General features: G+C 51.5%; 23 protein-coding genes. 19 read left to right on the top strand and 4 right to left on the bottom strand.

The window, feature by feature from the left end:
• The first annotated feature begins 6 nt into the window (after positions 1 to 6).
• The 17 genes from Dform_RS01780 (at position 7) to Dform_RS01700 (ending at position 15,924) form a co-directional block, all read left to right on the top strand.
• The gene (locus Dform_RS01780) at positions 7 to 297 is read left to right on the top strand and encodes a DUF427 domain-containing protein (RefSeq protein ID WP_076003506.1); all 291 of its coding nucleotides are present in this window, start codon (positions 7 to 9) and stop codon (positions 295 to 297) included.
• Positions 298 to 326: 29 nt separating this feature from the next.
• Complete coding sequence (locus tag Dform_RS01775; RefSeq protein ID WP_076003505.1) at positions 327 to 1,688, top strand: dihydrolipoyl dehydrogenase family protein; 1,362 nt, start codon at positions 327 to 329, stop codon at positions 1,686 to 1,688.
• A gap of 17 nt (positions 1,689 to 1,705) precedes the next feature.
• Positions 1,706 to 2,353, top strand: a complete 648-nt coding sequence (locus Dform_RS01770) for a cyclase family protein (RefSeq protein WP_076003504.1) — start codon at positions 1,706 to 1,708, stop codon at positions 2,351 to 2,353.
• Between the two features lie 23 nt (positions 2,354 to 2,376).
• On the top strand, positions 2,377 to 3,357 hold the full coding sequence (gene gnd / locus Dform_RS01765; RefSeq protein ID WP_076003503.1) for a phosphogluconate dehydrogenase (NAD(+)-dependent, decarboxylating): 981 nt from the start codon (positions 2,377 to 2,379) through the stop codon (positions 3,355 to 3,357).
• Between the two features lie 3 nt (positions 3,358 to 3,360).
• Positions 3,361 to 4,269 carry a sulfite exporter TauE/SafE family protein gene (locus tag Dform_RS01760; protein WP_145925499.1) on the top strand — a complete coding sequence of 303 codons (909 nt, stop codon included), beginning with the start codon at positions 3,361 to 3,363 and terminating at the stop codon, positions 4,267 to 4,269.
• Between the two features lie 147 nt (positions 4,270 to 4,416).
• Positions 4,417 to 5,181 (top strand): HAD family hydrolase, encoded by a 765-nt coding sequence (locus Dform_RS01755; protein ID WP_076003501.1) that lies wholly within the window; start codon positions 4,417 to 4,419, stop codon positions 5,179 to 5,181.
• Positions 5,182 to 6,165: an ROK family protein gene (locus Dform_RS01750; RefSeq protein WP_076003500.1), complete on the top strand. Its 984-nt coding sequence runs from the start codon at positions 5,182 to 5,184 to the stop codon at positions 6,163 to 6,165.
• Between the two features lie 60 nt (positions 6,166 to 6,225).
• The gene (gene gnd, locus Dform_RS01745; RefSeq protein ID WP_076003499.1) at positions 6,226 to 7,131 is read left to right on the top strand and encodes a phosphogluconate dehydrogenase (NAD(+)-dependent, decarboxylating); all 906 of its coding nucleotides are present in this window, start codon (positions 6,226 to 6,228) and stop codon (positions 7,129 to 7,131) included.
• Positions 7,132 to 7,177: 46 nt separating this feature from the next.
• Positions 7,178 to 8,317 (top strand): alcohol dehydrogenase catalytic domain-containing protein, encoded by a 1,140-nt coding sequence (locus tag Dform_RS01740; protein ID WP_076003498.1) that lies wholly within the window; start codon positions 7,178 to 7,180, stop codon positions 8,315 to 8,317.
• Positions 8,318 to 8,752: 435 nt separating this feature from the next.
• Positions 8,753 to 9,433, top strand: coding sequence for a response regulator transcription factor (locus Dform_RS01735; RefSeq protein WP_076003497.1), 681 nt, complete (start codon positions 8,753 to 8,755; stop codon positions 9,431 to 9,433).
• 252 nt (positions 9,434 to 9,685) lie between these two features.
• The gene (locus Dform_RS01730) at positions 9,686 to 10,072 is read left to right on the top strand and encodes a response regulator (RefSeq protein ID WP_076003496.1); all 387 of its coding nucleotides are present in this window, start codon (positions 9,686 to 9,688) and stop codon (positions 10,070 to 10,072) included.
• Between the two features lie 106 nt (positions 10,073 to 10,178).
• Positions 10,179 to 10,457, top strand: a complete 279-nt coding sequence (locus tag Dform_RS11150; RefSeq protein WP_145925498.1) for a DUF2795 domain-containing protein — start codon at positions 10,179 to 10,181, stop codon at positions 10,455 to 10,457.
• A gap of 94 nt (positions 10,458 to 10,551) precedes the next feature.
• Positions 10,552 to 10,758, top strand: a complete 207-nt coding sequence (locus Dform_RS01720; RefSeq protein ID WP_145925497.1) for a hypothetical protein — start codon at positions 10,552 to 10,554, stop codon at positions 10,756 to 10,758.
• Positions 10,755 to 12,551, top strand: coding sequence for an adenosylcobalamin-dependent ribonucleoside-diphosphate reductase (locus Dform_RS01715; protein ID WP_225973711.1), 1,797 nt, complete (start codon positions 10,755 to 10,757; stop codon positions 12,549 to 12,551). Before Dform_RS01720 ends, Dform_RS01715 begins: the two co-directional genes overlap by 4 nt.
• Position 12,552: 1 nt before the next feature.
• The gene (locus Dform_RS01710) at positions 12,553 to 12,813 is read left to right on the top strand and encodes a DUF2795 domain-containing protein (protein WP_076003493.1); all 261 of its coding nucleotides are present in this window, start codon (positions 12,553 to 12,555) and stop codon (positions 12,811 to 12,813) included.
• A gap of 144 nt (positions 12,814 to 12,957) precedes the next feature.
• Positions 12,958 to 14,355 (top strand): reductive dehalogenase, encoded by a 1,398-nt coding sequence (locus tag Dform_RS01705; protein WP_076003492.1) that lies wholly within the window; start codon positions 12,958 to 12,960, stop codon positions 14,353 to 14,355.
• Between the two features lie 180 nt (positions 14,356 to 14,535).
• Positions 14,536 to 15,924 (top strand): reductive dehalogenase, encoded by a 1,389-nt coding sequence (locus Dform_RS01700; protein ID WP_158513448.1) that lies wholly within the window; start codon positions 14,536 to 14,538, stop codon positions 15,922 to 15,924.
• 94 nt (positions 15,925 to 16,018) lie between these two features.
• Here the strand turns inward: Dform_RS01700 and Dform_RS01695 are convergent, their stop codons facing one another.
• A complete protein-coding gene (locus Dform_RS01695) occupies positions 16,019 to 17,308 on the bottom strand; it encodes a radical SAM family protein (protein WP_076003490.1) in 1,290 nt (429 codons plus the stop codon).
• A 208-nt stretch (positions 17,309 to 17,516) separates the two neighbouring features.
• On the opposite strand from Dform_RS01695, the gene Dform_RS01690 reads away from it, so the two are divergent.
• Both Dform_RS01690 and Dform_RS01685 read left to right on the top strand, forming a co-directional pair.
• The gene (locus Dform_RS01690) at positions 17,517 to 18,236 is read left to right on the top strand and encodes a YkgJ family cysteine cluster protein (RefSeq protein ID WP_076003489.1); all 720 of its coding nucleotides are present in this window, start codon (positions 17,517 to 17,519) and stop codon (positions 18,234 to 18,236) included.
• A gap of 62 nt (positions 18,237 to 18,298) precedes the next feature.
• Positions 18,299 to 19,768, top strand: coding sequence for a B12-binding domain-containing radical SAM protein (locus tag Dform_RS01685; protein WP_076003488.1), 1,470 nt, complete (start codon positions 18,299 to 18,301; stop codon positions 19,766 to 19,768).
• 268 nt (positions 19,769 to 20,036) lie between these two features.
• On the opposite strand, the gene Dform_RS01680 is transcribed toward Dform_RS01685, so the two are convergent.
• The 3 genes from Dform_RS01680 to Dform_RS01670 all read right to left on the bottom strand — a co-directional run bounded on the left by Dform_RS01680 (position 20,037) and on the right by Dform_RS01670 (position 23,832).
• Complete coding sequence (locus tag Dform_RS01680) at positions 20,037 to 21,440, bottom strand: reductive dehalogenase (RefSeq protein WP_076003487.1); 1,404 nt, start codon at positions 21,438 to 21,440, stop codon at positions 20,037 to 20,039.
• Between the two features lie 165 nt (positions 21,441 to 21,605).
• Positions 21,606 to 23,021: a reductive dehalogenase gene (locus Dform_RS01675; protein WP_145925495.1), complete on the bottom strand. Its 1,416-nt coding sequence runs from the start codon at positions 23,019 to 23,021 to the stop codon at positions 21,606 to 21,608.
• An 88-nt stretch (positions 23,022 to 23,109) separates the two neighbouring features.
• Positions 23,110 to 23,832 (bottom strand): YkgJ family cysteine cluster protein, encoded by a 723-nt coding sequence (locus tag Dform_RS01670; protein ID WP_145925494.1) that lies wholly within the window; start codon positions 23,830 to 23,832, stop codon positions 23,110 to 23,112.
• Between the last annotated feature and the right edge of the window lie 70 nt (positions 23,833 to 23,902).

Raw genomic sequence — 23,902 nt, 5'->3', positions numbered from 1 at the left:
GACACTATGCCTAAAGCGACCTGGAATGGAACAGTGCTGGCCCAAAGCGAAAAATTTGAAATGGTCGAGGGAAACATTTACTTCCCCCACGACTCCGTCACATGGGACCATTTCAGCAAGGGGACCCGAGAATACACCTGCCCCTGGAAGGGGAAGGCTACCTATTACGACATTTCCGCCGGCGGCAAGAAAAATGACAACGCCGCCTGGTCCTATCCCAATCCACTCCCTGCGGCCAATAATATTAAAGGGTATGTCGCTTTCGAAACAGGAAAAGGCATCCAGGTGGAAAGCTAACTCAGGTATAACCATAAAGGAGGTTCCGGATGACTGAGGTAGATGTCCTGGTAATAGGGAGCGGCGCGGCGGGGGAATATGCCGCCAGTTATGCCCTGGGAAACGGGCGTGAAGTCGCCATGATCGAAAAAGCGGCTGTCGGCGGCTCGTGCATATTCAACGCTTGTATACCCACCAAGTCCCTGGTTCAGAGCGCCCGTTTGTACAAGAGGATGCGGTGCGCCGGCGCATTAGGCCTGCCGGTTCTCAGGGAGACCGCGGACTACTCGAAAGTGAAATCTTTCAAGGATCAAATTGTTTCCGGTATCGGCTACGGACGCGCGGAACGATGGATCGGACGCGGCGTAAAACTTTATAAGGGGACAGCCAGATTCAGGTCTCCCCATGAGGTTGAAGTTTCCGGTGAAATCATCACGGCTGACAAAATCATCATCGCCACCGGTTCCAGGCCCGCGGTACCGCCGATTCCGGGGCTTCAAGAAACCGGTTTCATCACCAACTATGAAGCCCTTGAACTGGAGAAACCGCCTGAAAAACTGGTGATTATCGGGGGCGGCGCCGTGGGCGCTGAATTTGCCCAGGTGTTTTCCGCTTTCGGCAGCCAGGTCCACATCGTCGAAGCCGCAGAGCACATTCTTGCCAATGAGGATGAGGAAATATCTTCGGCGGTCGAGAAACTTTTCACCGGACAGGGTATCACCGTTTCTACGTCGGCGAAAGTAATCAGCGTTGATGCCACCTCTTCGGGGAAACGGGTAAATATTCAGCGTGCCGACGGATCGACCAGTAATTTGGAATGCAGCGAAATACTGGTGGCTACCGGCAGGAAACCCAACATTGAGGAACTCAACCTTTCGGCGGCCGGAATTGAATCCGGAAAACGGGGCATCACCGTCGACACCTCGTTACAAACGAACGTGCCGCATATCTGGGCGGCCGGGGATGTCAACGGGACGTACCTGTTTACCTATGTCGCTAACGAACAGGGCAAGACCGCCGCTTTGAATGCTACCAGCCCCGAACACCATGAGTTAGAGTACCGCGTCCTGCCGAGGGCTACTTTCTGCGACCCTGAAGTTGCCAGCGTGGGCTTAACCGAAAAACAGGCCAGGGACAATGGTCTCAAGGTGATAATCGGCAGATTCAAATTTGCCGACCTGACCCGCGCCATCGTCAGCGTTGAAACTGACGGCTTTATCAAGGTCGTCGCCGAAGAAGGCTCAGGCCGGATTATCGGCGGGCACATCGTCGGGGCTGAGGCTTCGACGCTCATCCACGAAATAGCGGCGGCGATGGCGGCCAATACCAGCGTCCAGGTAATCGGCAGTTTGCTGCATTCGTACCCGACCTTCTCCGAAGGCGTCCGCTACGCCTGTCAGGCCGCCAAATGAGGTGCCGGTAAAACACGATGAAAAACACCTCCAAATCACCCTGGATCGACGTTTCGATGCCTCTAAGAGACGGCATGGTGCACTGGCCGGGCGATCCTCCATTTAACGTTGAAAGAATCCACGACATGGACGCGGGGGGATCGGTCAATGTGTCGCGCCTAACCATGGGTTCTCACAGCGGAACTCATATCGACGCGCCGAAGCACTTTTTCAAAGAAGGTCAGGGCGTGGCATCGATGTCTGCCGAAACCGCGATAGGCGTTGCCCGCGTTATCCAGATTCTGGATCCGGTATCCATTAAGCCGGATGAACTGGCCGGGCATCATATCCGTCGCGGCGAGAGAATTCTGTTCAAAACCTTGAACTCGACGCGGGCCTTAAACAACGACCAATTCTTCAACAACTACGTCTTTGTTTCGCCGGAAGCGGCGGATTTCCTGGTCTCTCGGGCGGTCAGGCTGGTGGGCATCGATTATCTCTCCATCGGCGGATTTCACAACGGAGGCGAGGTAACTCATAGAACCTTACTGGCCGGCGGGGTCTGGATAATCGAGGGCCTGCAGCTTTCGGGAATCGAGGCGGGAAAATATCACCTGGTTTGCCTGCCGCTCAGCATCGATCAGGGAGACGGCGCCCCGGCGAGGGCCGTTATCCGGCCAATTTAGGCCAAGCGGCGGAAGGGAGCAACATGGCTGACTCAAAGCTGGAGTTCGGGATTGTAGGGCTTGGGCGCATGGGGGCAAATCTTTCTCTCCAAGCGCTGGAGAAAGGGATCACGGTCGCTGGATTCGATTTAAGAGAGATCCCCGCCGATTTAATCCGGGCCGGCATGATCCGGAGTCCGGATTATTCCGGCTTTCGCAGCCTGCTATCTCCGCCCCGAGCGGTTTTTCTGTACATCCCCGCGGGGCCTGCGGTTGATAACGTGATTGAAGACCTCGCCTCAAATCTGGAACCGGGCGATATTATTGTTGACGGCGGGAACTCGTACTGGGGTGACTCGATCCGGCGCCACAGGAGACTCTCCGAACGGGGCCTCCATTTCATCGATCTCGGAACCAGCGGCGGTATCGAAGGGGCGCGGCAAGGCGCGTGTTTCATGGCTGGCGGCGATACTGATCCTGTTCGCCATATTGAAACCGTTCTGCTAAAACTGGCCACTCCTGGCGGTTATGTTCACGCCGGACCTTCGGGGGCGGGGCACTTCACCAAGCTTGTCCACAACGGCATCGAATTCGGGATGCTCCAGGCTATTGCGGAAGGGATTGGTCTGCTGAAGAATTACCGGAACGAACTTGATATCGCCGAAATTCTCGGGTGCTGGCGCCACGGTTCCGTGATCCGATCTTGGCTGATTGACCTCATGGCCGAATCCTATCGGGATGAGGGCGGGTTGGATCAGATTCCGGCGTTCGTCGACGACACGGGTGAAGTCAACTGGCTAGTAAATGATGCCCTGCACATGGAAGTCCCGATACCGGTTATCTCCCAATCGGTGATGCAACTGTTCACCTCCCGCGACGACAAAAAGTATTGGGCGCGCGCGATCGCGATGATGCGGCACGGTTTCGGCGGACATGCCTTCGGAGCGAGCGAACCGGTCGAACGCGAGCGAAGAGAAGGGCGGGTCGGAGGCTTCGTCCAAAATACGGATAAAGAACTGGGTTAGATTGTGGAAGCGCACTGGATGGTCTATTGGTTCATGTTGCCGGCTTGTATCGTTATTGCCGCGACCGCGATGGCTACCGGCATAAGCGGCACGGCGATGTTAACTCCTTTTCTCATCCTGGCTTTCCCCCTGCTCTCAGTCCCTTTACTGACCACGGGACAAGCAATCGGAATGGCATTGTTCACCGAATTTTTCGGCTTTATTTCGGGGGTGATCGGTTATCATCAAAAGAAACTCATAGATTACAGGGCTGCTAAAAAACTGCTCATGGTATCCATTCCCACGATCATTATTTTTTCGCTTGTCTCCCAATACGTTCCCGGGCTCCTGATGAAAATCATCTATGGGATTATGATGCTCGGTCTTGCGATTTATCTGGGAATTTCAGCCCCCGGCACCGTGCGTAACCCAAAAATTAAAGTGCTGCCAGAAATGGTAAAACGGGCACCCAAACAGGGAACCTGCGAAGAACGTGTCCTCACAGCCAGTGACGGCAAAAAATACCAATATGAGTTTTGCGATCAGATGAGCGGCAAATTGATGACTGGAATCGGCGCCGCGATGGAAGGGTTAATTTCCGTCGGGCTCGGTGAATTTGAGATGCCTCATCTGGTCAAGCAATGCAAAATTCCGGTAGCCATCTCGGCGGGGATCTCGGTTTTTGTCATCGCTGTAACGGTATTGGCAGGTTCGATGACGGCCATAGCCACCCTTATCAAGAATGAAGGCGTTCATTCAATTCCCTGGAATCTGATCGTCTACACAATCCCAGGCGCCGTTATCGGAGGACAAATTGGATCAAGGTACCAGGGCAGGTTGTCGTCTGAAACGATGGAGCGGTTCATATCTGTTCTATTTTTCTTTATCGGAATTGCCTTTTTATTCACCAGTTTGCAGGCGATCCGACATTAACGGCGAGATCTACAAATGACCGGAAAACTATCGTGATTTGCGGCGTTATCAGGAAGCCAATCGTTAAACACATCCCGCCGCCAATAATTATGAAAAACTGAATGACCCGGCGCCTGGGAACCTGTCAACACAATCTGGGAGGATTTTTTGGTACAAGCGATCATCTTCGATCTTGATGGCACCCTGGTGCAGACCGAGAAACTCAAAGCTCAGGCCTACGCCATAGCCGTCCAGAAAATCCGAAACCTGGCACAGCCGGATGCCCGCGCCATTGACGCGTATAAAGAAGCTCTGGGTTCAGGGAGGGATGTGGCTTCCCGCCATGTAATGGATAAACTGAATTTGGAGAAAGAATTGCGGCCCCTGATGCCCCAATACCGGGCTTCAGAACCAGCCGCGGTCCTCACTGAAATAAGGACGGGCATTTACCATCAAATGATCGCCGATCCGGGTGTCATCGCCCGACACCGGTGGACGTATACCCTGGAATTACTCAGGATCGCACGAGAAAATCGCTGCCGTATCGCCCTGGCCACCATGTCTCACCTCAACGATACGCTGTTTATCCTGCGCGCGCTTGACATCGACCGCGCCTTCGATGTCGTTGTCACCGCAGAGGACGTGGTGCACACCAAGCCGGACCCGGAGATCTACCAGGTGGCAGCCCGCAAACTGGATGTGCCGCCAGGTGATTGCCTGGTGATCGAGGATTCTCCCAATGGTGTTCAATCCGCTACGGCGGCAGGGATGAAAGTCATAGCGTTTGCCACCCCCTTTACTTTCGAAGGCCTGCACTCAAAGAGGATCTCCCAAATCTTGAAGGACGTTATGATCGCGCATCATCCGGAGGAAATTATTGAACTGGCGCATAATTATCTGATAAACAACCCTCCGAACCAGGAGACTAATTGATTGAAAAACGACGATAACAAAAAGGCTGGGTTGACACTTGGTGTTGATCTCGGCGGCACCAAGATCGAGACTGCCCTGGTTGATCCCGAAGGGAAAATCGTGGCAACAGAAAGGCATGCCACCGACCCCGGGAAAGGACCCGAAGGAGTGATCGGAGACATAGTCCGGTGTATTAACTCCTGCCTCGGAAAAGCCGGCGCCCAAGCCGTGAGCATGGGTATCGGCGTCGCCGGACAGGTTAGCACAGGCGCGGGGGTGGTGATATTTGCGCCCAACCTGGGGTGGCGCGACGTGCCTCTGAGATCCAAACTGGAACAATCTGTTGGCATCCCCGTCACCATTGCCAACGATGTCCGCGCCGCGACCTGGGGAGAATGGCGGCATGGGGCCGGGCAAAATACCCAAGACCTGCTGTGCCTGTTCCTGGGCACCGGGATAGGGGGCGGCGTGGTGAGCGGAGGCAGGATGCTGGAAGGATGCCTCAATACCGCCGGAGAATTGGGCCATGTTCCAGTGACCACCGGCGGGCGGCAGTGCCACTGCCGAAATCGAGGTTGCCTCGAGGCTTACGCCGGAGGCTGGGCCATCGCCGAAAGAGCCCAAGAAGCAGCCGCCAAAGACCCTTATTCGGGAGCGACGCTCATTAAACAAGCCGGAAACATCAACAAAATAACCGCCCTGACCTTGGCGGAGGCGTTTCGACATGAAGATCAGCTCGCCGTAAAATTGGTCGAGGAGACCGCGGAATACCTGGCAACTGGGATAACCGGTTTCGTCAATGCGTTCAATCCCTGCCTGGTGATTCTCGGCGGCGGTATTATCGAGGGTTTGCCGAATTATATCGGAATGATCGAAGCCAGGGTGCGTGTCCGGGCCCTGGAAGCGGCGGTGGAGCGATTGAGTTTCGTTAAGGCCGCGCTTGGAAATGATTCAGTGGTTATCGGGGCTGCGCTGTTGGCCCATGCGGCACAAGAAAGCCAGTGAATTCGGCGCCCGCGGGCGCGCCGCAATTTTCAAAGTACAAAACGGAAGACGGAGAACACGATGGAACTGGGAATGATAGGTCTGGGAAGAATGGGCGGCAATATGGCTCAACGCTTGATCAAAAGTGGGCACCGGGTTGTTGGTTTTGATCCTTCGACCGAGCGGGTGAAAGAAATGGTTCGATTGGGTGTTATCGGGGCCGCCTCGATTTCAGAACTGATCGATAAATTGGTCTCTCCGCGGGCAATATGGTGCATGGTACCGTCCGGTCAACCCACTGAGGACACGGTTCATGAACTCGGCGGTCTGCTTTCACCCGGAGATACCATAATCGACGGCGGCAACTCGAATTACAAAGACAGCATTCGCCGAGCGGGCAACCTGGCAGAAAAGGGGATTTCATTTCTTGATGCCGGAACCAGCGGTGGCATCTGGGGGCTGGACGAGGGATACAGCCTTATGGTCGGGGGAGACGCCGACGCCTACCGGCGGATTGAGCCGGTGTTTCGTTCTTTGGCGCCGTCGTCCGAGAAAGGCGTTGGATATGTCGGTCCCAGCGGGGCAGGCCATTTCGTCAAGATGGTCCACAACGGCATCGAATATGGTTTGATGGAAGCCTACGCAGAGGGATTCGAATTGCTTCGAGCCAAAGCCGATTTCAATTTGGACTTGACCCAGATAGCCGGCATCTGGCGTTACGGCAGCGTGGTGCGTTCTTGGCTGCTTGATTTGGTTGAACTTGCTCTGAAAGAGGACCCCGGGCTGAAGAACATCCGGGCTTTCGTCGAGGACTCTGGTGAGGGCAAATGGACCGTCCAGGAATCACTGGACCTCGATGTGCCCCTTCCGGTAATCGTGGCGGCGCTCCAGGTACGGTTCCGTTCCAGGCAAGATCAACCGTTTGGAAACAAGCTCTTGGTGGCGTTGCGTAACAAGTTTGGCGGTCACCGCATAAAAACGGAATAAACCATGGCTCCCAGGCGACCTGATCGCGGGAATTGGAGGAAGAAGAATGCGCGCCATTGGATTGGTCCGGGGGGAGAACTCCGTCCAGACATTCGATCTACCGAAGCCGGAGATAACCCAACCTGACGAGGTGCTTGTGCGGATCAAAGAGGTCGGGCTGGATGGCACCGACTACAACGTAGTCCGCTACGGGCCGGATATGGCCCCAGACAAAAACCGGATGGTCATGGGCCACGAAGCGGTCGGGATTGTCGAGGATATCGGAGGCGATGTTAAATCACTGGTTCCCGGGGACATTGTCAGCATTACCGTAAGGCGTGGCTGCGGCATTTGCCATCCATGTCTGCACAATCAAAGCGATATGTGCATGACCGGCTTATTTAAGGAAAGGGGCATTCACAAGCTGGATGGCTTCCTGAGCGAGTACGCCGTCGACCAGGAACAGTACATGGTTAAAGTTCCCCGGGAGATGAAGCATCTTGCGGTACTCACCGAACCTGTAAGTATTGCCGAAAAGGGGATTGACCAAATCCGGATTATCCAGAGCCGGTTCCCGTGGACATGCCCCCACCCAGAGCACGATTTCAAGTCTCCAGATTGGGGCAACTGTAAAACCGGATTGGTCGTCGGCGCCGGGCCTCTTGGTCTTTTAGCGGCTTCGCTCCTGAGACTGGCCCAGGTCAATATAATGGTCGCTGACATTGTGCCGGACAGCCACCCCAAAGCAGGCTTGGTCAATTATCTGGGCGCAAAATATGTTGATACCAGTGATAAATCTCCCAGGGAACTCATGGAGTACTGCGAGGTACACGGGGGATCGGTAGATATCCTGTTCGAAGCCTCGGGCGCCGCCTCAACGGCTCTGCAGTTGATTAGCTACATGGCTCGCAGCAGCATTTACATTATGACCGGAATCCCCAGGGACGAGCTGAACTTGAACATCGACGCCGGACAAGTGATCCGGCACATGGTAAAAAATAACGAAGTGGTAGTAGGAAGCGTGAATTCCAATCGAAGTCACTTCGAAAAAGCCTTGCTGCAGATGACCAGGATAAACTTGGAATTTCCGGAACTCTGTCAGAAAATTTTGACCGACCGGGTCAAATTCAACGATTTTCAGGAGGCGTTTACACCAAAAGGTCCAAAATTCATAAAGACCGTCATTGAAGTCGACCCCTGGGATTGACGCCAAATAATAGTTGTTGGTCCCGATTTTTGGCCGCCCATCATTGGGCCGTATTATGGGCTTCTGGTTGGGTGGTAAGCCGGGAAAAATGCAAGCTCCTTATCGAGTTCTGCGGTGACCTTTATCAACCCGATCAGACGAGGGTCGATCAAGTACAAGCGATTGATTCTCCCAAACCAGTCATGCGCGCTGGATTCAGTAATACCGGAAATAATGCCTACCAGTGGTTACTTCTTAGAATATCCAGCCTGAAAGCCAGGCTAATGGTGTTGGTTATATCCAAAATACTTAGGTCGACTAGTCCTTTCGTACGATGAACATGGCCATACAATATTGTACTCTTATGCGAGGCTAGGGTTATTTTCCTCAACCTTAGATCTCCAAATAGTTATGCCATCCCAGGCCCCAAAATGATTATCGGGTTGGAGAATTGATATGAGAGTTCTAATAGTCGAGAATTTCCAGGATGATGTCATTGCATTGGTTTCGACGTTGAAAATTCCTTGGCCTGAGGTTGAAATCACGAGATGCACTTCCGGCACCTCGGGGTTAGCATTCATAGAAAAGGAACAGTTTGACCTGTTCGTAATTGATTTGGACCTGCCGGATATGAGTGGATTTGATTTTATCGAATCAGTTTTTCTCTACTGTTCAAAACCAACAATCGTGATACGGAAAAATTTAACCGGAGCAGATATTGTACGAAGCCTGCAACTCGGAGCCGATGAGTGCTTTTCTAAACCGTTCGATCCTCTCAGTTTTATCGCGAAAACACAGGCCTTAATACGGCGATATTCAGGTAAAAGCCAGTTGGGTAGTATGGTTATCGGCAAGCTACGCCTGGATACTGACATTCATCGGGCATACGTAGATGGCCAGGAAATCGCTCTAACCAGGAATGAAAATTTATTAATGCATCGGCTCATGCAAAATTACGGTCAGGTCACCTCATATTCTTCCATCGAACGGGCAATTTGGGGAAACTTTGGCGGCAGCGGTAACAACTCGGCATTAAGGGGATGTGTCAAAAGATTAAAAAAGAAGTTCCCCCAGGATTCGTCGCTGAGAATAGTGACGGAACATGGCACTGGCTTTAAATTAGTCGGCATTCATTAAACAGCTTGGTGGGGCCAATACACAGATAGGGCTTGAGTTCAAGCCCTATCTGTATTTCTTAACAATGGTTTACTAATCTGACACATTTTGACACCCTTAACCCCGATATTAATGGAATTCGATCCTAAAATTACCTCACCTTGTTGCTCTTATTGCCACGGCATATTCCTTATAAAAATACACCTCGGTTTTATCATTGATAACGTCTGGTTTTACGTAACAAGACTTAGCAACGATGATTGATGATTGCTGATGAATATCCAATTCATTGAAGAGGACCCAAAGGTCTTCGATGAAGTCAAGAATATAATTGACGAATGCCTTAGCCAGGTAAATATTGTCCAAACTTCTCCAAAAGACTTAGAAAACGCTAAACCGCGGCTTGAAAAAACAAACCTGGTGTTGTTCGACCTGGACTGCGAAACGTGTAATAGCCTCAAATTGTTTGAGGAACTCGTTCAAAACACAAGTATACCCATTGTTGCGATTGATGACGTCAGGACTAGCCCAAACCGGTTGATTAAGGCACTCCATTTTGGCGCATCGGAATATCTGCTTAAACCATTCAGCAAGAATCTCCTCCTTTCCACGATCGTCAGTCATAAACAACCCTCGAGTAATATTCCATGGAGGTTTTAGGCCATGCTGATCTCACTGTTCGTAATAATCACCGCTTTAACGGGGGTAGCGGCGATACAGCATCTCAATCCGGATGGATCAAAGAAAGTAATAGATCGGTTTTAGGATGAAATCTTTACTGTCACCCACAACAAGCTCAGGAAATACGATAGGCCGTAGCACATTTGAAGATCGGGAATTGAAATCTTCAGTCATAGAGGAGTACTTGGAGGGAATCATTTTCCCGGCATCGAAGAACGATATCCTGATTCATACAGAAACTGTTCACACGCCAGAAAATGTAATGGCCTTCTACCGGTATCGCCTGCCGGACAGGGTTTATCAAAATCCTTCTGATGTCAGCTACACATCATTTCTGAGCGCTTACTTCTTCAGTCAGGATTAATTTAAGAATCGAGTATGGATGGTTTTCCCCGAAACGTAATCAGGAGTTGATCGTGGTCTTGTCCAATTTCAATAGGAAGGGAATAACCGAGAGAATGGTAAGCATCGAAGGTTTATTCGAAATAACCGATGAAATCAAACATCAGGTCCCTAAAGAGGGACTGATCAATCAAGCTGTCTCCTCCGGTATCCCGAATGATCTGCTTAACCTTCTTTACTCTCTCCCCCAGGGAAGGTACACACCACGGGATGTAGCTTACATGGCTGTCTTTCCCACCAGGTTTGCCTATGGAGGGCTGTGAGCGTTTCCATGCTTGATGTGTTCGAACCGCAAACGGTCAAAGTTCAGCTTACCCCCAATGCCCTCCGGGTATTGGAGAAGCGTTACCTTAAGAGAAGCTCACACGGAATCGAGACCCCCGAGCAGCTTTTCAGAAGAGTCGCCCGGGCTGCCGCTAGGGCTGAGCTGCTCTATGATGAAAATACCGATACCAAGGCCATCGAAGAAGATTTCTTCGACTTGATGGCGTCTCTGTCTTTTCTACCCAACTCCCCCACCCTCCTCAACGCTGGCACTTTCTCCGGCACGCTCTCCTCCTGCTTCGTCCTGCCGGTGCCTGACTCGGTCGAAGACACCTTCGATGCGGTCAAGAACACAGCGGTAATCCACAAAAACGGCGGCGGACTGGGTTTCGATCTCTCTGGCATAAGACCAAAGGGCAGCATGGCCGGCAACCACGCCGATGCCGCCGGAGGGCCGGTGGCCTTGGTACACGTCCTATCCGCCGCCGCCGATTATATCCGGCAAGGTGGAATCAGACGTGGCTGCAACTCGGTGGTCTTATCGGTAGATCATCCGGATATCCTCGACTTCATCACCGCCAAATCAGATCCCAATTCACTCACCAACTTCTATAACTCTGTCTCTGTCACCGACGATTTCATGAAGAGGGTCAAGGAGAATAGTGCCTATCCCCTGGTCGATCCCCGGACAGGAGATGTTGTCAGGTCGCTCCCTGCCAGAGAGGTCTTTTACAGAATCGTCGATCAAGCCTGGAGGACAGGAGACCCCGGTCTTGTCTTCACCGACCGCATCAACCGGGACAATCCCACACCTTCATTAGGTAAGCTTTCGGCAATCACCGGTTGCGGTGAGCAGGCGTTACTGCCCTATGAGTCCACCAACCTCGGCTCCATCAACCTGGTCAAGATGTTATCCGGCGGTGAGATCGACTTCGAGAAACTGAAAAAAGTCGTTAGACTTGCTGTCCGCTTCCTTGATGATGTCATCGACATCAACAAGTTCCCTACCGAAGAGATAGAAGCCGCCACAAAACGCACCCGGAAGATTGGTCTGGGGGTCATGGGATTTGCCGATATGCTTTTAAGACTCGGCATCCCCTACAACTCCACCAAAGCAATCGCCGTGGCTGAGAGTGTCATGGAGTTTGTGACCAGCACCGCCCATGAGGTTTCTCAAGACCTGGCCAGAAAACGGGGGGTCTTCCCAGCCTGGGGTCAGAGCATCTATGGGCAGCGGAACATTCCCATGAGAAACGCCTGCTGTACCACCATAGCCCCCACCGGAACGCTTTCCATCATTGCCGGTGTCTCTTCAGGGATTGAACCTATTTTCGCGGCCGTCTTCGTCAGGAACATCCTTGACGGTGAGAACCTGCTTGAGATCAACCCCTATTTTGAAGAAGTAGCCAGAGAGCGTGGTTTCTTTACCCGAAAACTCCTAGAGGAACTGGTGACCTCCAATCACCTTCATGAACGCAAAGAAATCCCAGAGGATGTCAGGGAGGTGTTTGTCACCGCTCACCGAGTATCGCCGGACTGGCATGTCAGAATCCAGGCAGCCTTCCAGAGGCATACCGACAGTGCGGTTTCAAAGACGGTGAACTTCCCCAAATCTGCCACTCGAGATGACATAGCCAAAGTCTTCACCATGGCATGTGAGCAGGGACTCAAGGGTATCACAGTGTATCGTGACAGGAGCAGGGAACTCCAGCCGCTGTGTACATCGGAGATCGGGATGAGACTCATTAAGCACATATTTGAGATGAATAATCAATACGTTGGAGGAAAGTGAAATGACAATGGTCATGGAAAGGCGCCATGCATTGGAGACGAAATGCCACGAGAAGGCTGATTACTCCAGGCTGGAGATGAGAGAGATCGAAAAATCACTGCGGGGGATGAACTATCCAGCGACCCAAACGGAGTTAATCAGAAAAGCTCTGATGAATCACGCGGATAACGATGTTTTGGCTTTCCTGAAAATGTTACCCAAGGGCAATTTCAGGGAATTCGATGACATCGAATATTTCGGTTGGTCTTTGTTAGTAGTCTAAAGCGTAGAGCGAAAAACAGAAAGGAGAAAAACAGGTTCGATTTATTTTCGAGATATAGGAAAAATATTCATGGTGAAATCTACATCGGGGAAGTTCTTTATTAGATAGTAATTGGTTAATTAAATAAACAAAAGGAGAAAAAGCGTGTCTAGTTTCCATTCAACAGTAAGCAGAAGAGACTTCATGAAGGGCCTAGGTCTGGCAGGCGTCGGACTAGGAACTACTGCGGCGATAGCGCCGATGTTCCACGATCTCGATGAATTAACTGCGTCTGACAGCCAATTCAAACACCCCTGGTACGTTAAAGAGCGTGAGTACAATGACCCAACCGTTGAAATCGATTGGAACGTTTTTGAAAGAGTCGATCGGACAAGGACCGTCCTCGGCTCCAGGTTCCCCTTGACAGCTACGAATGCTGCCCATGGCTCATTGCATCCGGAACTAGCCCAATACATAAAACTAAAAGCCGATGGTCGGGATATCCAATACATGAAGGAGAAATTCTCGACTTATCAGGGACCTAGCCTTCGCGATCAATCTCTCGCTGGCGCATCATCGGCTTCTGATAAGCTCCCTTCTCCAAGTTTCACGGGCACTATCTCAGGGGTAACAATCCCTACACCGGAAAGCCGGGGAACGACAAAATGGCAGGGTACTCCGGAAGAAAATCTTCAGACCCTTACCAACGCTTTCAAGTTTTTCGGCGCCACCCGCGTTCGGGTTATGGAGATCGACGATAAATCACGCAAGCTCTTCCATAAGAATTCAACCTCCGGCGCGCCGTTCAACTTCAAAGACGTCGATCAACCTTCGGAAGACAAGAGTGAATCCGTAATCCCAAATAAAGCTAAATACGTGGTTATGTATTCTTGTTTGGAAGCGACAGATTACGTTCGACATGCTCCCGCTCCTACTTATAGCGGCTATTGCCATGGGCATAAAGTGCAAGCGAATGTCCATTACTTTATGGGCTCCATGGGTTACCTACACATCGAGGCGGGCAACTGTACAAATTCTGACAGCGTCGCAGCTATGAGCGGCATTGCCGAACACTCCAGGTCTTCGATGGTGGCCACATCCTATAGTCACGGCAACCTGTTCAGATGGATGGGTCGTATTGTCACCGATATGCCATTGGCGCCAACCAAGCCGGTCGATGCAGGCATCGCTCGTTTCTGCGTTAAATGCATGACTTGCGCCAGTATGTGTCCTTACGAAAGCATGCCGTTCGGGGACAAGAGGTGGGATCATGAGAGCCCCGAAGAAGAGCGGTTGAAGAATTATGTTCCCGGATACAAGGGATGGAGATTGTTCAACTTCCGCTGCCCGAGATGCAAAAACTGCCATGGTACCTGCGTCTTCAATGGGGGCAATGAAGCATTGATTCATCAGATAGTGAGAGGTACTCAGTCTGTTACTCCTATCTTCAACAGCTTCTTCGCCAACATGCACGATGCTTTCGGGTTTGGAACCCGGAACCCGGATGAATGGTGGACACATGATGTGCCTACGTTCCAATTCGATAAGACCTACCTTTACTAAGTATCGACGGATACGTTGAAAAGTTAGGTTTGTGTCAATCAACACGGGAGATAGCCTCCCGTGTTGATTGCATCGGTAGTTCTCACGGAATCGGATCCAAGCAGATCAAAATGCGAGAAATATCGTAGGAGGGAGGTTTAGATGTCAGGATTTCATTCAACCATCAGCCGAAGAGCATTCATGAAAGGCCTGGGACTGACTGGAGCAGGGATCGGCGCGTCGGCATTAGCTCCCCGATTCAATGATTTGGACGAATTGGCAAGCTCTGACCCGGATCGATCTCAACCATGGTGGGTTAAAGAAGTCGATAAGCCGGTAGTGGATATCGATTACCAGCTGATGGAGAGGTATGATCAAAGAAACGGCGCCTTCCAGGACGGACTGGCGAAATACTTTGGAAACGGCGATGCCGCAAAAGGACTTGAGGTCCTCAATGCCCAAAATGCCCTTTACAACGAAGTAAGCGATAAATATTTTAAACAAAATAAGCCAGGTTACGCGCTGCGCGACAAAGCGATTACGACTGCCCGAGGGGCTATGGGTACCACGTACAGCTTTCTGGGACCCCAAAAGGCCGCTACTCCGGAAAGTCGTGGAGTGCCGAAGTGGCAAGGTTCACCCGAGGAAAACTACCGCATGCTTCGAAACGCCGCCAAAATTTGGGGTGCAACCCATTTTAACGTCGTCGAATTGGACACTGCCACCACACAAAAACTGGTCTGGTCTTACGATCATGACGGTAGGAAGATTGAATTCGAAGACATTCCGGTCCCGGCTTTGAGCGCAACCAAAAAATCAATCCCCAATTCGGTTCGTTATGTTGTGGTGTTTTATGTTCCGGGTTCCGTCAGAACAAATACCCGGGTGGCTGAACCTCTTGGTGATTTAGCTCGTTGTTACGAACATTTCTTCAATATGCAGAGCCAGCTCATGGAATTTACCAGGGGCCTCGGTTACCAATCAGTAGGCCAAACTTCCAATCAATCGTTGACGACCAAAACCGGTTTCGCGGTACTGGGCGGGAGTCATGAACAATCAAGAATGTTGAGTGCCATTGCTCCAATCGCTGGTCCTTCCCCCCGGCCCGGAATGATTTTTACGGACATGCCATTGACACCGACAAAACCCATTGATGCCGGCATCTTCCGGTTTTGCGCCACTTGCATGAAATGCGCCCGAGCATGCCCAACCCAATCTCTTTCCCTTGAAAAAGAACCAACCTACGAGACATTAGGTGTCTTTAACAACATCGGAGCAAAACGATTTCAGGTGAACGGCGCCACTTGCAGGGCGAACGGGAACGGAAGCGACGTTAATATTTGTCGTTTAGGAAATTGGAATACTTGCATGCGAGCTTGCACTTTTTCCAAGCTCGAAGAAGCCCTGATCCATAAATTTGTCCATGTCACTCTATCCAACACATCCATCTTCAACGGGTTTTTCACCACCATGGACGAATTCTTCGGTTATAATACCGAGTTGTCTCCGGATGAATGGTGGAAACGAGATATGCTCCCATTCGATCAAGATATAACCCAGGGACAGTGGGTACGGTATGACGCGAAGTAGTCCCACTTAACCCTGAGCCCCATCGTGGTCGCCGGTGGTCCCGATTCCGCCCAAATTCTAAAACGGGGTGAAATTTAATTCACCCCGTTTTAGATTAATTGGCGTCGGGAATTCCCACGAAAGGATGCTTTTTCTCTATCGCGGTTTCGATTTGTACCCTGGTATTTAGAGGAACATCCCTTAGTAACTCAAGCGCGAGACGTTTGAGTTCGGGATTACTGGAAGTGTCCTGAACGATTGCCGAATAGCGGAAAACCAGTTCCCATTTTTCCAATTTGGCGGCGGCGGTGGCGGCGATATAGGTTGACGCGGCAGCTTTAGCCCAAAAACCGGCAGCATCGTAAAACTCTAAAGCGGCGGCTGGTTGCTCTTTATCCATGGCGTCTTGCATCTTTATTGCCAACTCTATCCCCGGTGGCTCGGCGGTCAGGTCTGCCTCAGCCTTGTGCCAAGCCAGGCACCCGCCATAACAGCGGCCGGTCTTGAAATGGTGGCAATCAGCGCAACGTTCGAAACAGCCGTTTCCAAGCAGCTGATAATCGACCCGCTGAAGGAACCAGTCCCGGATTTCCTGTTCTGAAGAAAAATCGGTGACTTTAACCCGGCCTACTTTAGACAGCGCAAAACAACGCAAAGCTTCAAGCTCCGGAGTAACATCGATGATCGGATCGCAGACACCCAGCCTTGAGGCCGTTCCTTCATGGTATTGTTTCACCCAGGCGAGTTGTTCATCGTTGAAAAAACATAGCGGCAGCGGACAATCAAGTAACGCTTCGATGCCGAGGCTGGTCGAAGTCTCCAACATTTGAATGCACCGTTCCGCGACGGTCTGGTATTGACCAGGAGAAAGCACTTTGGATTGGGTATATTTTTGCGGATTGGCAACGGTCCAGCGAAAATTCGTCCGAGCCAGGCTGTGGGCCAGGCGGGGCATGAATGTGGGATCAAAATCCGTTCTCCATACATTAAATCCCAGGATGACTCGGAATCCGCGGCGTATGGCGGTTTCCACATTATTAATAACTTTGGAAAAATGCTTGGGGTTGACGTAGTCTCGCGGCTCGTTAATATTGAAAATCAAGCCAGCCGAATCCGGGGACAGATCATCCAGCAATCTGCTCTTAAACACGCCCCCGGTGAGTATCCGGAATCCGGTCGAGGGGCTTATCCTCCGGAAAGTGCTCAGTATTGAAGTAAGTTCAGGGTGTAAAAACGGCTCTCCCCCAAGAATCGACAGGTAATCCAGGTGTGTTTTGCGAGCCCACTCGGCGAGAATTTGAACATTTGCCATGGTGATGAAATCATTCTGGCCGCCGCGCCGCTCTCCCGTTTCAAAGCAGTACGGGCATGAGTTGCTGCAGGGTCTAGCGATAATCAGATTCACAAAGGTCCCCCGGATAATCGTAATTGGCGTATCGATTATAGGGCGAGGTCAAGTTGGCGTCAAAAATGGTAATTGCAGTGACGGGGGAGGGAGCAAAATATTCCAAATGCTCAGAGGTATTTAAAACCATAAAACGATGAATTATCTCATTTTTGTGCTTTACCGATTCAGAAAATATTCACTTTATGTTAAAATACACGCGATACACATGGATATCCGGAAGATTATTGAACAGGAGAGAAGGAGTTTCCTCCCTTCGGCTTCACCAATCATCCCGAGCTCCATTGGATCCTTAACCGAAGCTCTACTGGAGCAAAACTGGGATTCTGAACTAACGCGACACGGAAACAAGCGAATTATCGGCATCCCGAGATTGCGCTTCAATACAAGCTGTGCCGATAAAGCGGACAAGGCTTTCATCGATTTTATTCCGTTATATCTGGTGGCTAGTTTTCTCAAGTGCGAGCGGTGCGGCCAGTGTTGCCGGCCTAATTACCTCTCTTGGGATCTAGGGGTAACGATCTCTGACGCGGAGGCTGCCCAACTACAAAATGTGTGCAGGATAACCAAGCGGCGAGATAAATCATATTTGAAATACCCCTGCCCCTTGCTGGTTGAAAACCAATGCCTGCGTTACTCTCTCAGGCCTTTTGGGTGCCGCTGCTTCCCTTTTAACCGATGGTACGATGAGTCTACCGGCGAAGAGGGACTGGGAATTCTTATGCACTGTCCGGCAGCCAGAAAACTGTACGTGGTGGTCAACCTTTTCCTGGAAAAGCTTGTCAAAGGGAATCGCGAATTGAACACCTGCCTGACACTCCATGATCTCGAGGCGGCAAAACATGACTTCGAGAGTAGAATTATCTCAGAGGAAGATCAGGTATACGTGAATCACCGCGCCAATGTCTGGCGCAATTCTATTATGTAAAATTAAACAGAAAATTGGTTATACAAAATAAATTGATTAAGGTGTTGTCGTAGTCGACCGAAATGAAAATACTGCTTATAATCCCCTCCCGATCATATGGCAACATGCCTGGATATACCAAGTTCCCCGATGAAATGCTGTCTATCGGTGGGATGCTTGAATCCAGAGGGCACACGGTCAGGCTGATCGATAGTAACCTGGACAAACGGCAACCCACGGATTTTGTTGCCTTCGCACCGGACCTCATCGGTTTTAGCGTTGCCACCGGGCCCAACATTGACGACGCTTTATTCAAATCGTGCGAATTCAAGAAACTGCTCCCGGGTGTAAAAATCGTCTGGGGTTTCCGCCATCCGTCGGCGTACCCGGCAGAAGTGCTTGCCGAACCTTGTGTCGATTATGTAGTCATCGGCGCTGGCGAAATCACCCTCGCGGAGCTGGCCGAGAGCCTGGAAAAAGGCAAGCCCGAGATAGATTCCATCCAGGGGTTGGCCTGGAAGGACGGGCAGGAACGGACGGTAATAAATCCCCCTCGCTCATTCCTGCCGGACCTGGATAGCCTACCCGACCCCGCCTGGCACCTCATCGATATCAAAAGATACTCTGACATAACCCTCAACACTTCCCGTGGCTGCCCCTACAAATGTACTTTCTGTTCCGATGCTTCATTCTGGGGAGGCGACATGTGCGACCTCTCCGCAGAGCGCATCGTCGCCCAGATGGAAAGACTGCACCAGGAATACGGTGTTAAGCATATCTATTTTTCCGGGGAACGCTTCGTGTTGAACCGTCAGAGGTTGCGAGATTTCTGCAATCTAGTCATCGCCAAGAAATGGAAGATCACCTGGAATGCGCCGGTTTCCGGCGGCCTCGACGAAGAAACCGTGAAACTCATGGCCAGATCAGGTTGCGCCTCGGTATTATTGGAGATAGAGAGCGGCAGCCAGCGCATTCTTTCATTCGTCAACAAGGGGACCGTCGCGGAGATGGAGCAGACTTTCTGGTTGCTGGTCAAGCACCGGATCATTCCGACCATTTTCATGTATTATGGATTTCCGAGCGAAACCGTTGAGGATTTCAACGAAAGCCTGAACCTCCTCAGACGCCTGGACAACCCGCCGTATCTGTATATGAAATTCGTGCCTTATCCTGAAACAAAGCTGTTCGACTATTGTGTCGAACACGGTTTAGTGGCCCTGCCGAAAACGCTTCATGAGTGGACCTATTTCCCAATCAAATGCGCCAATGAAATCAATTTATCGCAGATACCCCAGAAGATGATGGATGATGCCATGAGCGTCTTCCGGCGCAGTTATGCCACCCGCAGAGTGAGGTTCATGCTGCGGCATAATCCGGCTTTTTTCAAAATGGCCTTCCAGCGGCCGGGTGAATTCTTTCGCTCTGTGTGGGACCTGGGCAAATATTACATCGATGTGCTGCTCGACCCTACCAACGGTTCGGAATCGTGGCTGGGGAGAATTGTCAGGAAGGCAAGACCGAAAAAACCTACGCTCAATCAACCCGGCAGGTGACAATCGTAGTCTTTCTGAAGATCGATAGATCCTGCCTTAGATCTGTTTTTACCGGTAATTTCATCAACGTGTCTTAAACGCATCCATGCCCTCCCCTGGGAGTATCCCGGTTTCAATCGGCGATACTGTCAGATCCGAAAACGTTTGGTTCGATCACGCTTTCCCAATTGTTGATCTCAGGGCGAGGCTGTGATTAACCACAAAAAAAATTACCGGGGGGATAGTCCCCCCGGTAATTCGATAAACGACTATTTATTTGTTTAGTTTATTACCACTTGCTTGTGCCGGCGCCGAGAGTCGTGTCGGCTTCATATTTTTCGAGATCGCGGCTCCACCAACCCTCGAGTTCCGCGGGGGTTCTGGCTTTCGCGTAATCGAAGACCCTGTCCATCTTGGCAAAGAACCCGTCGAACATGCCCGTGGTCGCCGCCGTGGCGCGGACAACAGGATGGATGATGCCATCGGATGGGTGGTTGAAGGGGCAGGTTGCCTGGCAGTTACCGCAGGCGCCCGGTGAGCCGAAATCGATGCAGGATTGCCAGTCCATGAACCAGCCTTTGAAACCGGGGCGGTTGCCGGGGGATCTGGTATCCCACTGGCGCTCGTTTTCCAAAGAGAGAGATTCGGACGGGCAGCGCTCAGCGCAGCGTTTGCATGATTTGCAGAATTCATATCCGCCGAAGCTGATCGGCTTTGACGGGGCCAGCGGCAGATCGGTGAAGAAATAGTTGGTGTAACGGATCATCTCACCGAACCGCGGAGTGTATAAGTGCGAAGTGCGGGCCTGTTCGCCGAAACCCGAGAATATGCCCAGCGGAACATTGGCAGTCACACCGGCCTTATAGGCGCCGTATCCCAGCGTCTTGACCATGCGCATCGCCATATAACCGACCTGGGAAGAGTTGGAATAGGCATGGCCGATAGCCTGATTGCCCAGTGCCAACTTGGTGCCGTAGCCGCCGCGGTATTGAGAGTCTTCCCGCAACAGGTGTACGGTCTGAATATAGTTCTGCTTGACCGCAAAGGTCAGCATGTATTTGCTCTTGCTGGGAATGTGATAGACCTTATTAGCGTCCTGGCTACCCACGGGGCTGTCGTCAAAAACGAAGCCGGAAGCGTCAAAGATATTCTTGGTGGTATCATCCACGGCGATAGCGCCGGTGAGAACCGCGCCGTAGGTATGCAGGGCTGCCCGCATCATCTGCAAGTTGTTTTCCGGCGTATCGTCCCAGGCTACACCCTTGGCGTTGGCCGGTAAAGCAGCTCCGGCGGGGCCGTCCCACGGGGCATCGGGACCGATAAAGCTGGAACCGGTAGCGAAGGCATAGTCCCTGAGGGAATCGCCCGGCGTCTTGTTCGCGAAGGCCGGAATCTGCAAGCCGTCATCACGGACTTTATTCGCAGCAGATGCTTCCGGGTGAATAACGGGCATGGGATTCTTGGCTTTGCTGAAAGGTTTGAAAGTATCCCAGTCGATCTCGACATCGGGTTTTTCAACCTCAAGTTCCTTAACCCACCAGGGGTGCCCCATGGTGTTAGTGCCGGATGCGGCAAGCTCATCCAGATCATGGAACATCGGGGCGGCGGTAGCAGCGGCGCCTAGACCGACTCCGGCGATACCCAAGCCCTTCATGAATTCGCGTCTGGACATTGTACTGTGAAACTTAGCCATATACTCTCCTTCGTATAAATTACATTACTTAACATTTTCATTATATGTCGGAGAGGTAAAACAGTAAATACGTGTGTATGCGTATTTTGGTTAAGCTATGGTTATTAAAATAGTTAAGAGGCAGGATGATCCTGCCTCTTAACTTTGCCAATGAACTCTTTAGCTTTAGCCCGGGAAATTGCCCCGATGGGTGAGGAAACCGAGTTCCGGTCCGATAATGTTCCACCAATCGTCGACGTAGGTATCGTCCTGATGGGCTTCCAGGCCGCCGCGGTTCCGCCCGTAGCCCATGGCATCGTCCATTTTGTGGAAAAACGCGTTGAACACGGGGGTCGTTGAAGAGGTGCCTTTCACGATATTGTGAATCATGGCGTCTTCGTATTTGGTAAACGTGCAGATGGTCAGACACAAGCCGCAGTAACCCGGCGTGAAGCTTGATTTGAAGGGATTGCAGCTCGGGTAATTGAAGTACCAGTGCTTCATGCCTGGGTTGTTCCAGGGGCCAGTGGTATCCCAGGAAGGATCTTCCAGGGAAATGCTTTGAGTCGGGCAGTGGATGGCGCATTTCTTACAGGTGTAGCAGAACCTGGTCATTCCGGCATCGATGGGGGGAGTCGATTCAAGAGGCAGGTCCGTCAACATCAGGTCGATGTAGCGAAGAACGTTTCCGTGCTGGGGAATCATCAGTTCGGAACCAGCCCGGGACATTTCGCCCATGCCCGTCACAGCAGGAAAAGCAGATGAACCGGCCAGGTTAGGTTGGCTCGAAACCGCCAGGTAACCGATATTCTGAACGAACTGCCGGATGCGGACGCCGGCGTTGGTCGAGAAGAAATAGCCGTAAGGATTGTTTACCACGCCGGGACCGGTTTTTAGGGCATCCGAGGGATGTCGGGTGCCCCATGCGAACGCATAGTTAGCTTTATTCGGCAGGATGCTTTCAGTAGCGGTCTGGGAAGCCTGGTCGACGTCTTTGAATACGTTTGTCCGATTGCCGACTTTGGAGAAAATCAACTTTTTCGTATTGTCGGTTAGCTGGGTGGCGCTTTGGGTGATCGAACCGAAGAAACGGCTGACAACGTGCATCATGTGCATGTTCTCTTCAGGGGTGCCCTGCCAGCGCGGCACGCCCAATCCATCAGGCGTGATGCCGGTGTAACCGCTTTTCGCGCCGTTTTGAACCGCGCCGATGGCGTTAGAGACAGCCTGTTCCCGGAGCCTCAGACCCTGGACTCCTTCCTGGGCCCATTTTTTGTAGAGCTCCTTGCTGTCGTTGGAGCCCCACATTTCTTTGATCATGGCATTGGTCTTGTCTTGAATGGCCTGGTAGTCTCCGGTTTGAACCTGGTTCATGTCGTAGCGCTGAATCCGGGACCAATCAATCTCGACCGTGGGATTTTCCGCTTCCCTATTTTTCACCCACCACGGGTTTTTCCAGGACGAGTTCGAAGAAGAAGCCAGGACTTCGTCCATATCGTGAAAAGTAGGCGCTGCGATTGCAGCCGCGCCGAGTCCGGCGCCAGCCAGTCCCAGGGCTTCCATGAATTGCCGGCGGCTCATTGTACTATGAAATTTGCCCAAGATACCCTCCTAATTATTCTAAATTCTGTAATCTGAAGGCTTGTGACGCCCATAATTGTTGTTTTGCCCTTAACACCTCCTGCCTTAATCAAACGCTCCTGTTATACTCAAAAGCTAATTTTTTCATATAATTCAGCGCGTCCGGACCGACCTGGTTGTGTTCATAACCTAACTTCAAATTTTCAAGGTCTTGCATGTTGAACCTGACTTGACCCTGTTGGCGCGCGGTCTCCAGGGTGCGGTATAGATCCTGTAAAAACAGGGTCGCCGTGACATACAGCTCTTTTGCTGCCGGGCAAAGCATGATGATGCCGCGGCGTTCTAGACCGTCCGTGCTTTTAACTGAAGTCAGGGGGAACATTCTGCAACCATAGGGCCTTTCTTCATATTGAGCGCAGCCTTTTGTCTTCAAAAAAACACATGGGTAAGGCAAAATATATTGGCTGTTCTTCTTGATCAAGCGGCACTTTGGCTCCAGCGATACCGCCTCCTGCCGCGACAGGACAACGCCCTTGTCCCATTTGCGGTAGTTAGGGCGGCAGCAGTTGCCGCATTGCCGGCATTTGTGGAAAGTCGCGACAATATATAAGGGCAGGAATGCCATTAGTGAGGCGCTGCTGGGGTTGGGGCTGGATTCCGGAGTCAAAAGGTCGAGACCCATAACGGATTTGAGTTCCGTCGATACGGCTATTTCGTCCCAATGGCGTTCTAGCTCGTCACTGGTTACGATGCTACCGTTTGAAAAAATAGCACTACTGTCTGTTATTTGGCTCTCCGTGAAAATCAAAAACTGAAGATAAGTTTCCGACAATACTGAGTAACGTATTATTACCTACGGCTGAAAGGCGGTCAATACGTGTATATGCGTATATTAGTTAACC

This window comes from Dehalogenimonas formicexedens (assembly GCF_001953175.1).
GTDB lineage: Bacteria > Chloroflexota > Dehalococcoidia > Dehalococcoidales > Dehalococcoidaceae > Dehalogenimonas > Dehalogenimonas formicexedens.
The sequence above is the reverse complement of the archived record's forward strand: the minus strand, read 5'-3'. Positions and strand labels throughout refer to the sequence as shown.

What these genes read in the sequence shown, in the direction of transcription:
- Dform_RS01780 (WP_076003506.1), top strand. Translation starts at nt 7, where the DNA reads ATGCCTAAAGCGACCTGGAATGGAACAGTGCTGGCCCAAAGCGAAAAA.
- Dform_RS01775 (WP_076003505.1), top strand. Translation starts at nt 327, where the DNA reads ATGACTGAGGTAGATGTCCTGGTAATAGGGAGCGGCGCGGCGGGGGAA.
- Dform_RS01770 (WP_076003504.1), top strand. Translation starts at nt 1,706, where the DNA reads ATGAAAAACACCTCCAAATCACCCTGGATCGACGTTTCGATGCCTCTA.
- gnd (WP_076003503.1), top strand. Translation starts at nt 2,377, where the DNA reads ATGGCTGACTCAAAGCTGGAGTTCGGGATTGTAGGGCTTGGGCGCATG.
- gnd (WP_076003499.1), top strand. Translation starts at nt 6,226, where the DNA reads ATGGAACTGGGAATGATAGGTCTGGGAAGAATGGGCGGCAATATGGCT.
- Dform_RS01740 (WP_076003498.1), top strand. Translation starts at nt 7,178, where the DNA reads ATGCGCGCCATTGGATTGGTCCGGGGGGAGAACTCCGTCCAGACATTC.
- Dform_RS01735 (WP_076003497.1), top strand. Translation starts at nt 8,753, where the DNA reads ATGAGAGTTCTAATAGTCGAGAATTTCCAGGATGATGTCATTGCATTG.
- Dform_RS01730 (WP_076003496.1), top strand. Translation starts at nt 9,686, where the DNA reads ATGAATATCCAATTCATTGAAGAGGACCCAAAGGTCTTCGATGAAGTC.
- Dform_RS11150 (WP_145925498.1), top strand. Translation starts at nt 10,179, where the DNA reads ATGAAATCTTTACTGTCACCCACAACAAGCTCAGGAAATACGATAGGC.
- Dform_RS01720 (WP_145925497.1), top strand. Translation starts at nt 10,552, where the DNA reads ATGGTAAGCATCGAAGGTTTATTCGAAATAACCGATGAAATCAAACAT.
- Dform_RS01710 (WP_076003493.1), top strand. Translation starts at nt 12,553, where the DNA reads ATGACAATGGTCATGGAAAGGCGCCATGCATTGGAGACGAAATGCCAC.
- Dform_RS01700 (WP_158513448.1), top strand. Translation starts at nt 14,536, where the DNA reads ATGAAAGGCCTGGGACTGACTGGAGCAGGGATCGGCGCGTCGGCATTA.
- Dform_RS01690 (WP_076003489.1), top strand. Translation starts at nt 17,517, where the DNA reads ATGGATATCCGGAAGATTATTGAACAGGAGAGAAGGAGTTTCCTCCCT.
- Dform_RS01685 (WP_076003488.1), top strand. Translation starts at nt 18,299, where the DNA reads ATGAAAATACTGCTTATAATCCCCTCCCGATCATATGGCAACATGCCT.
- Dform_RS01680 (WP_076003487.1), bottom strand. Translation starts at nt 21,440, where the DNA reads ATGGCTAAGTTTCACAGTACAATGTCCAGACGCGAATTCATGAAGGGC.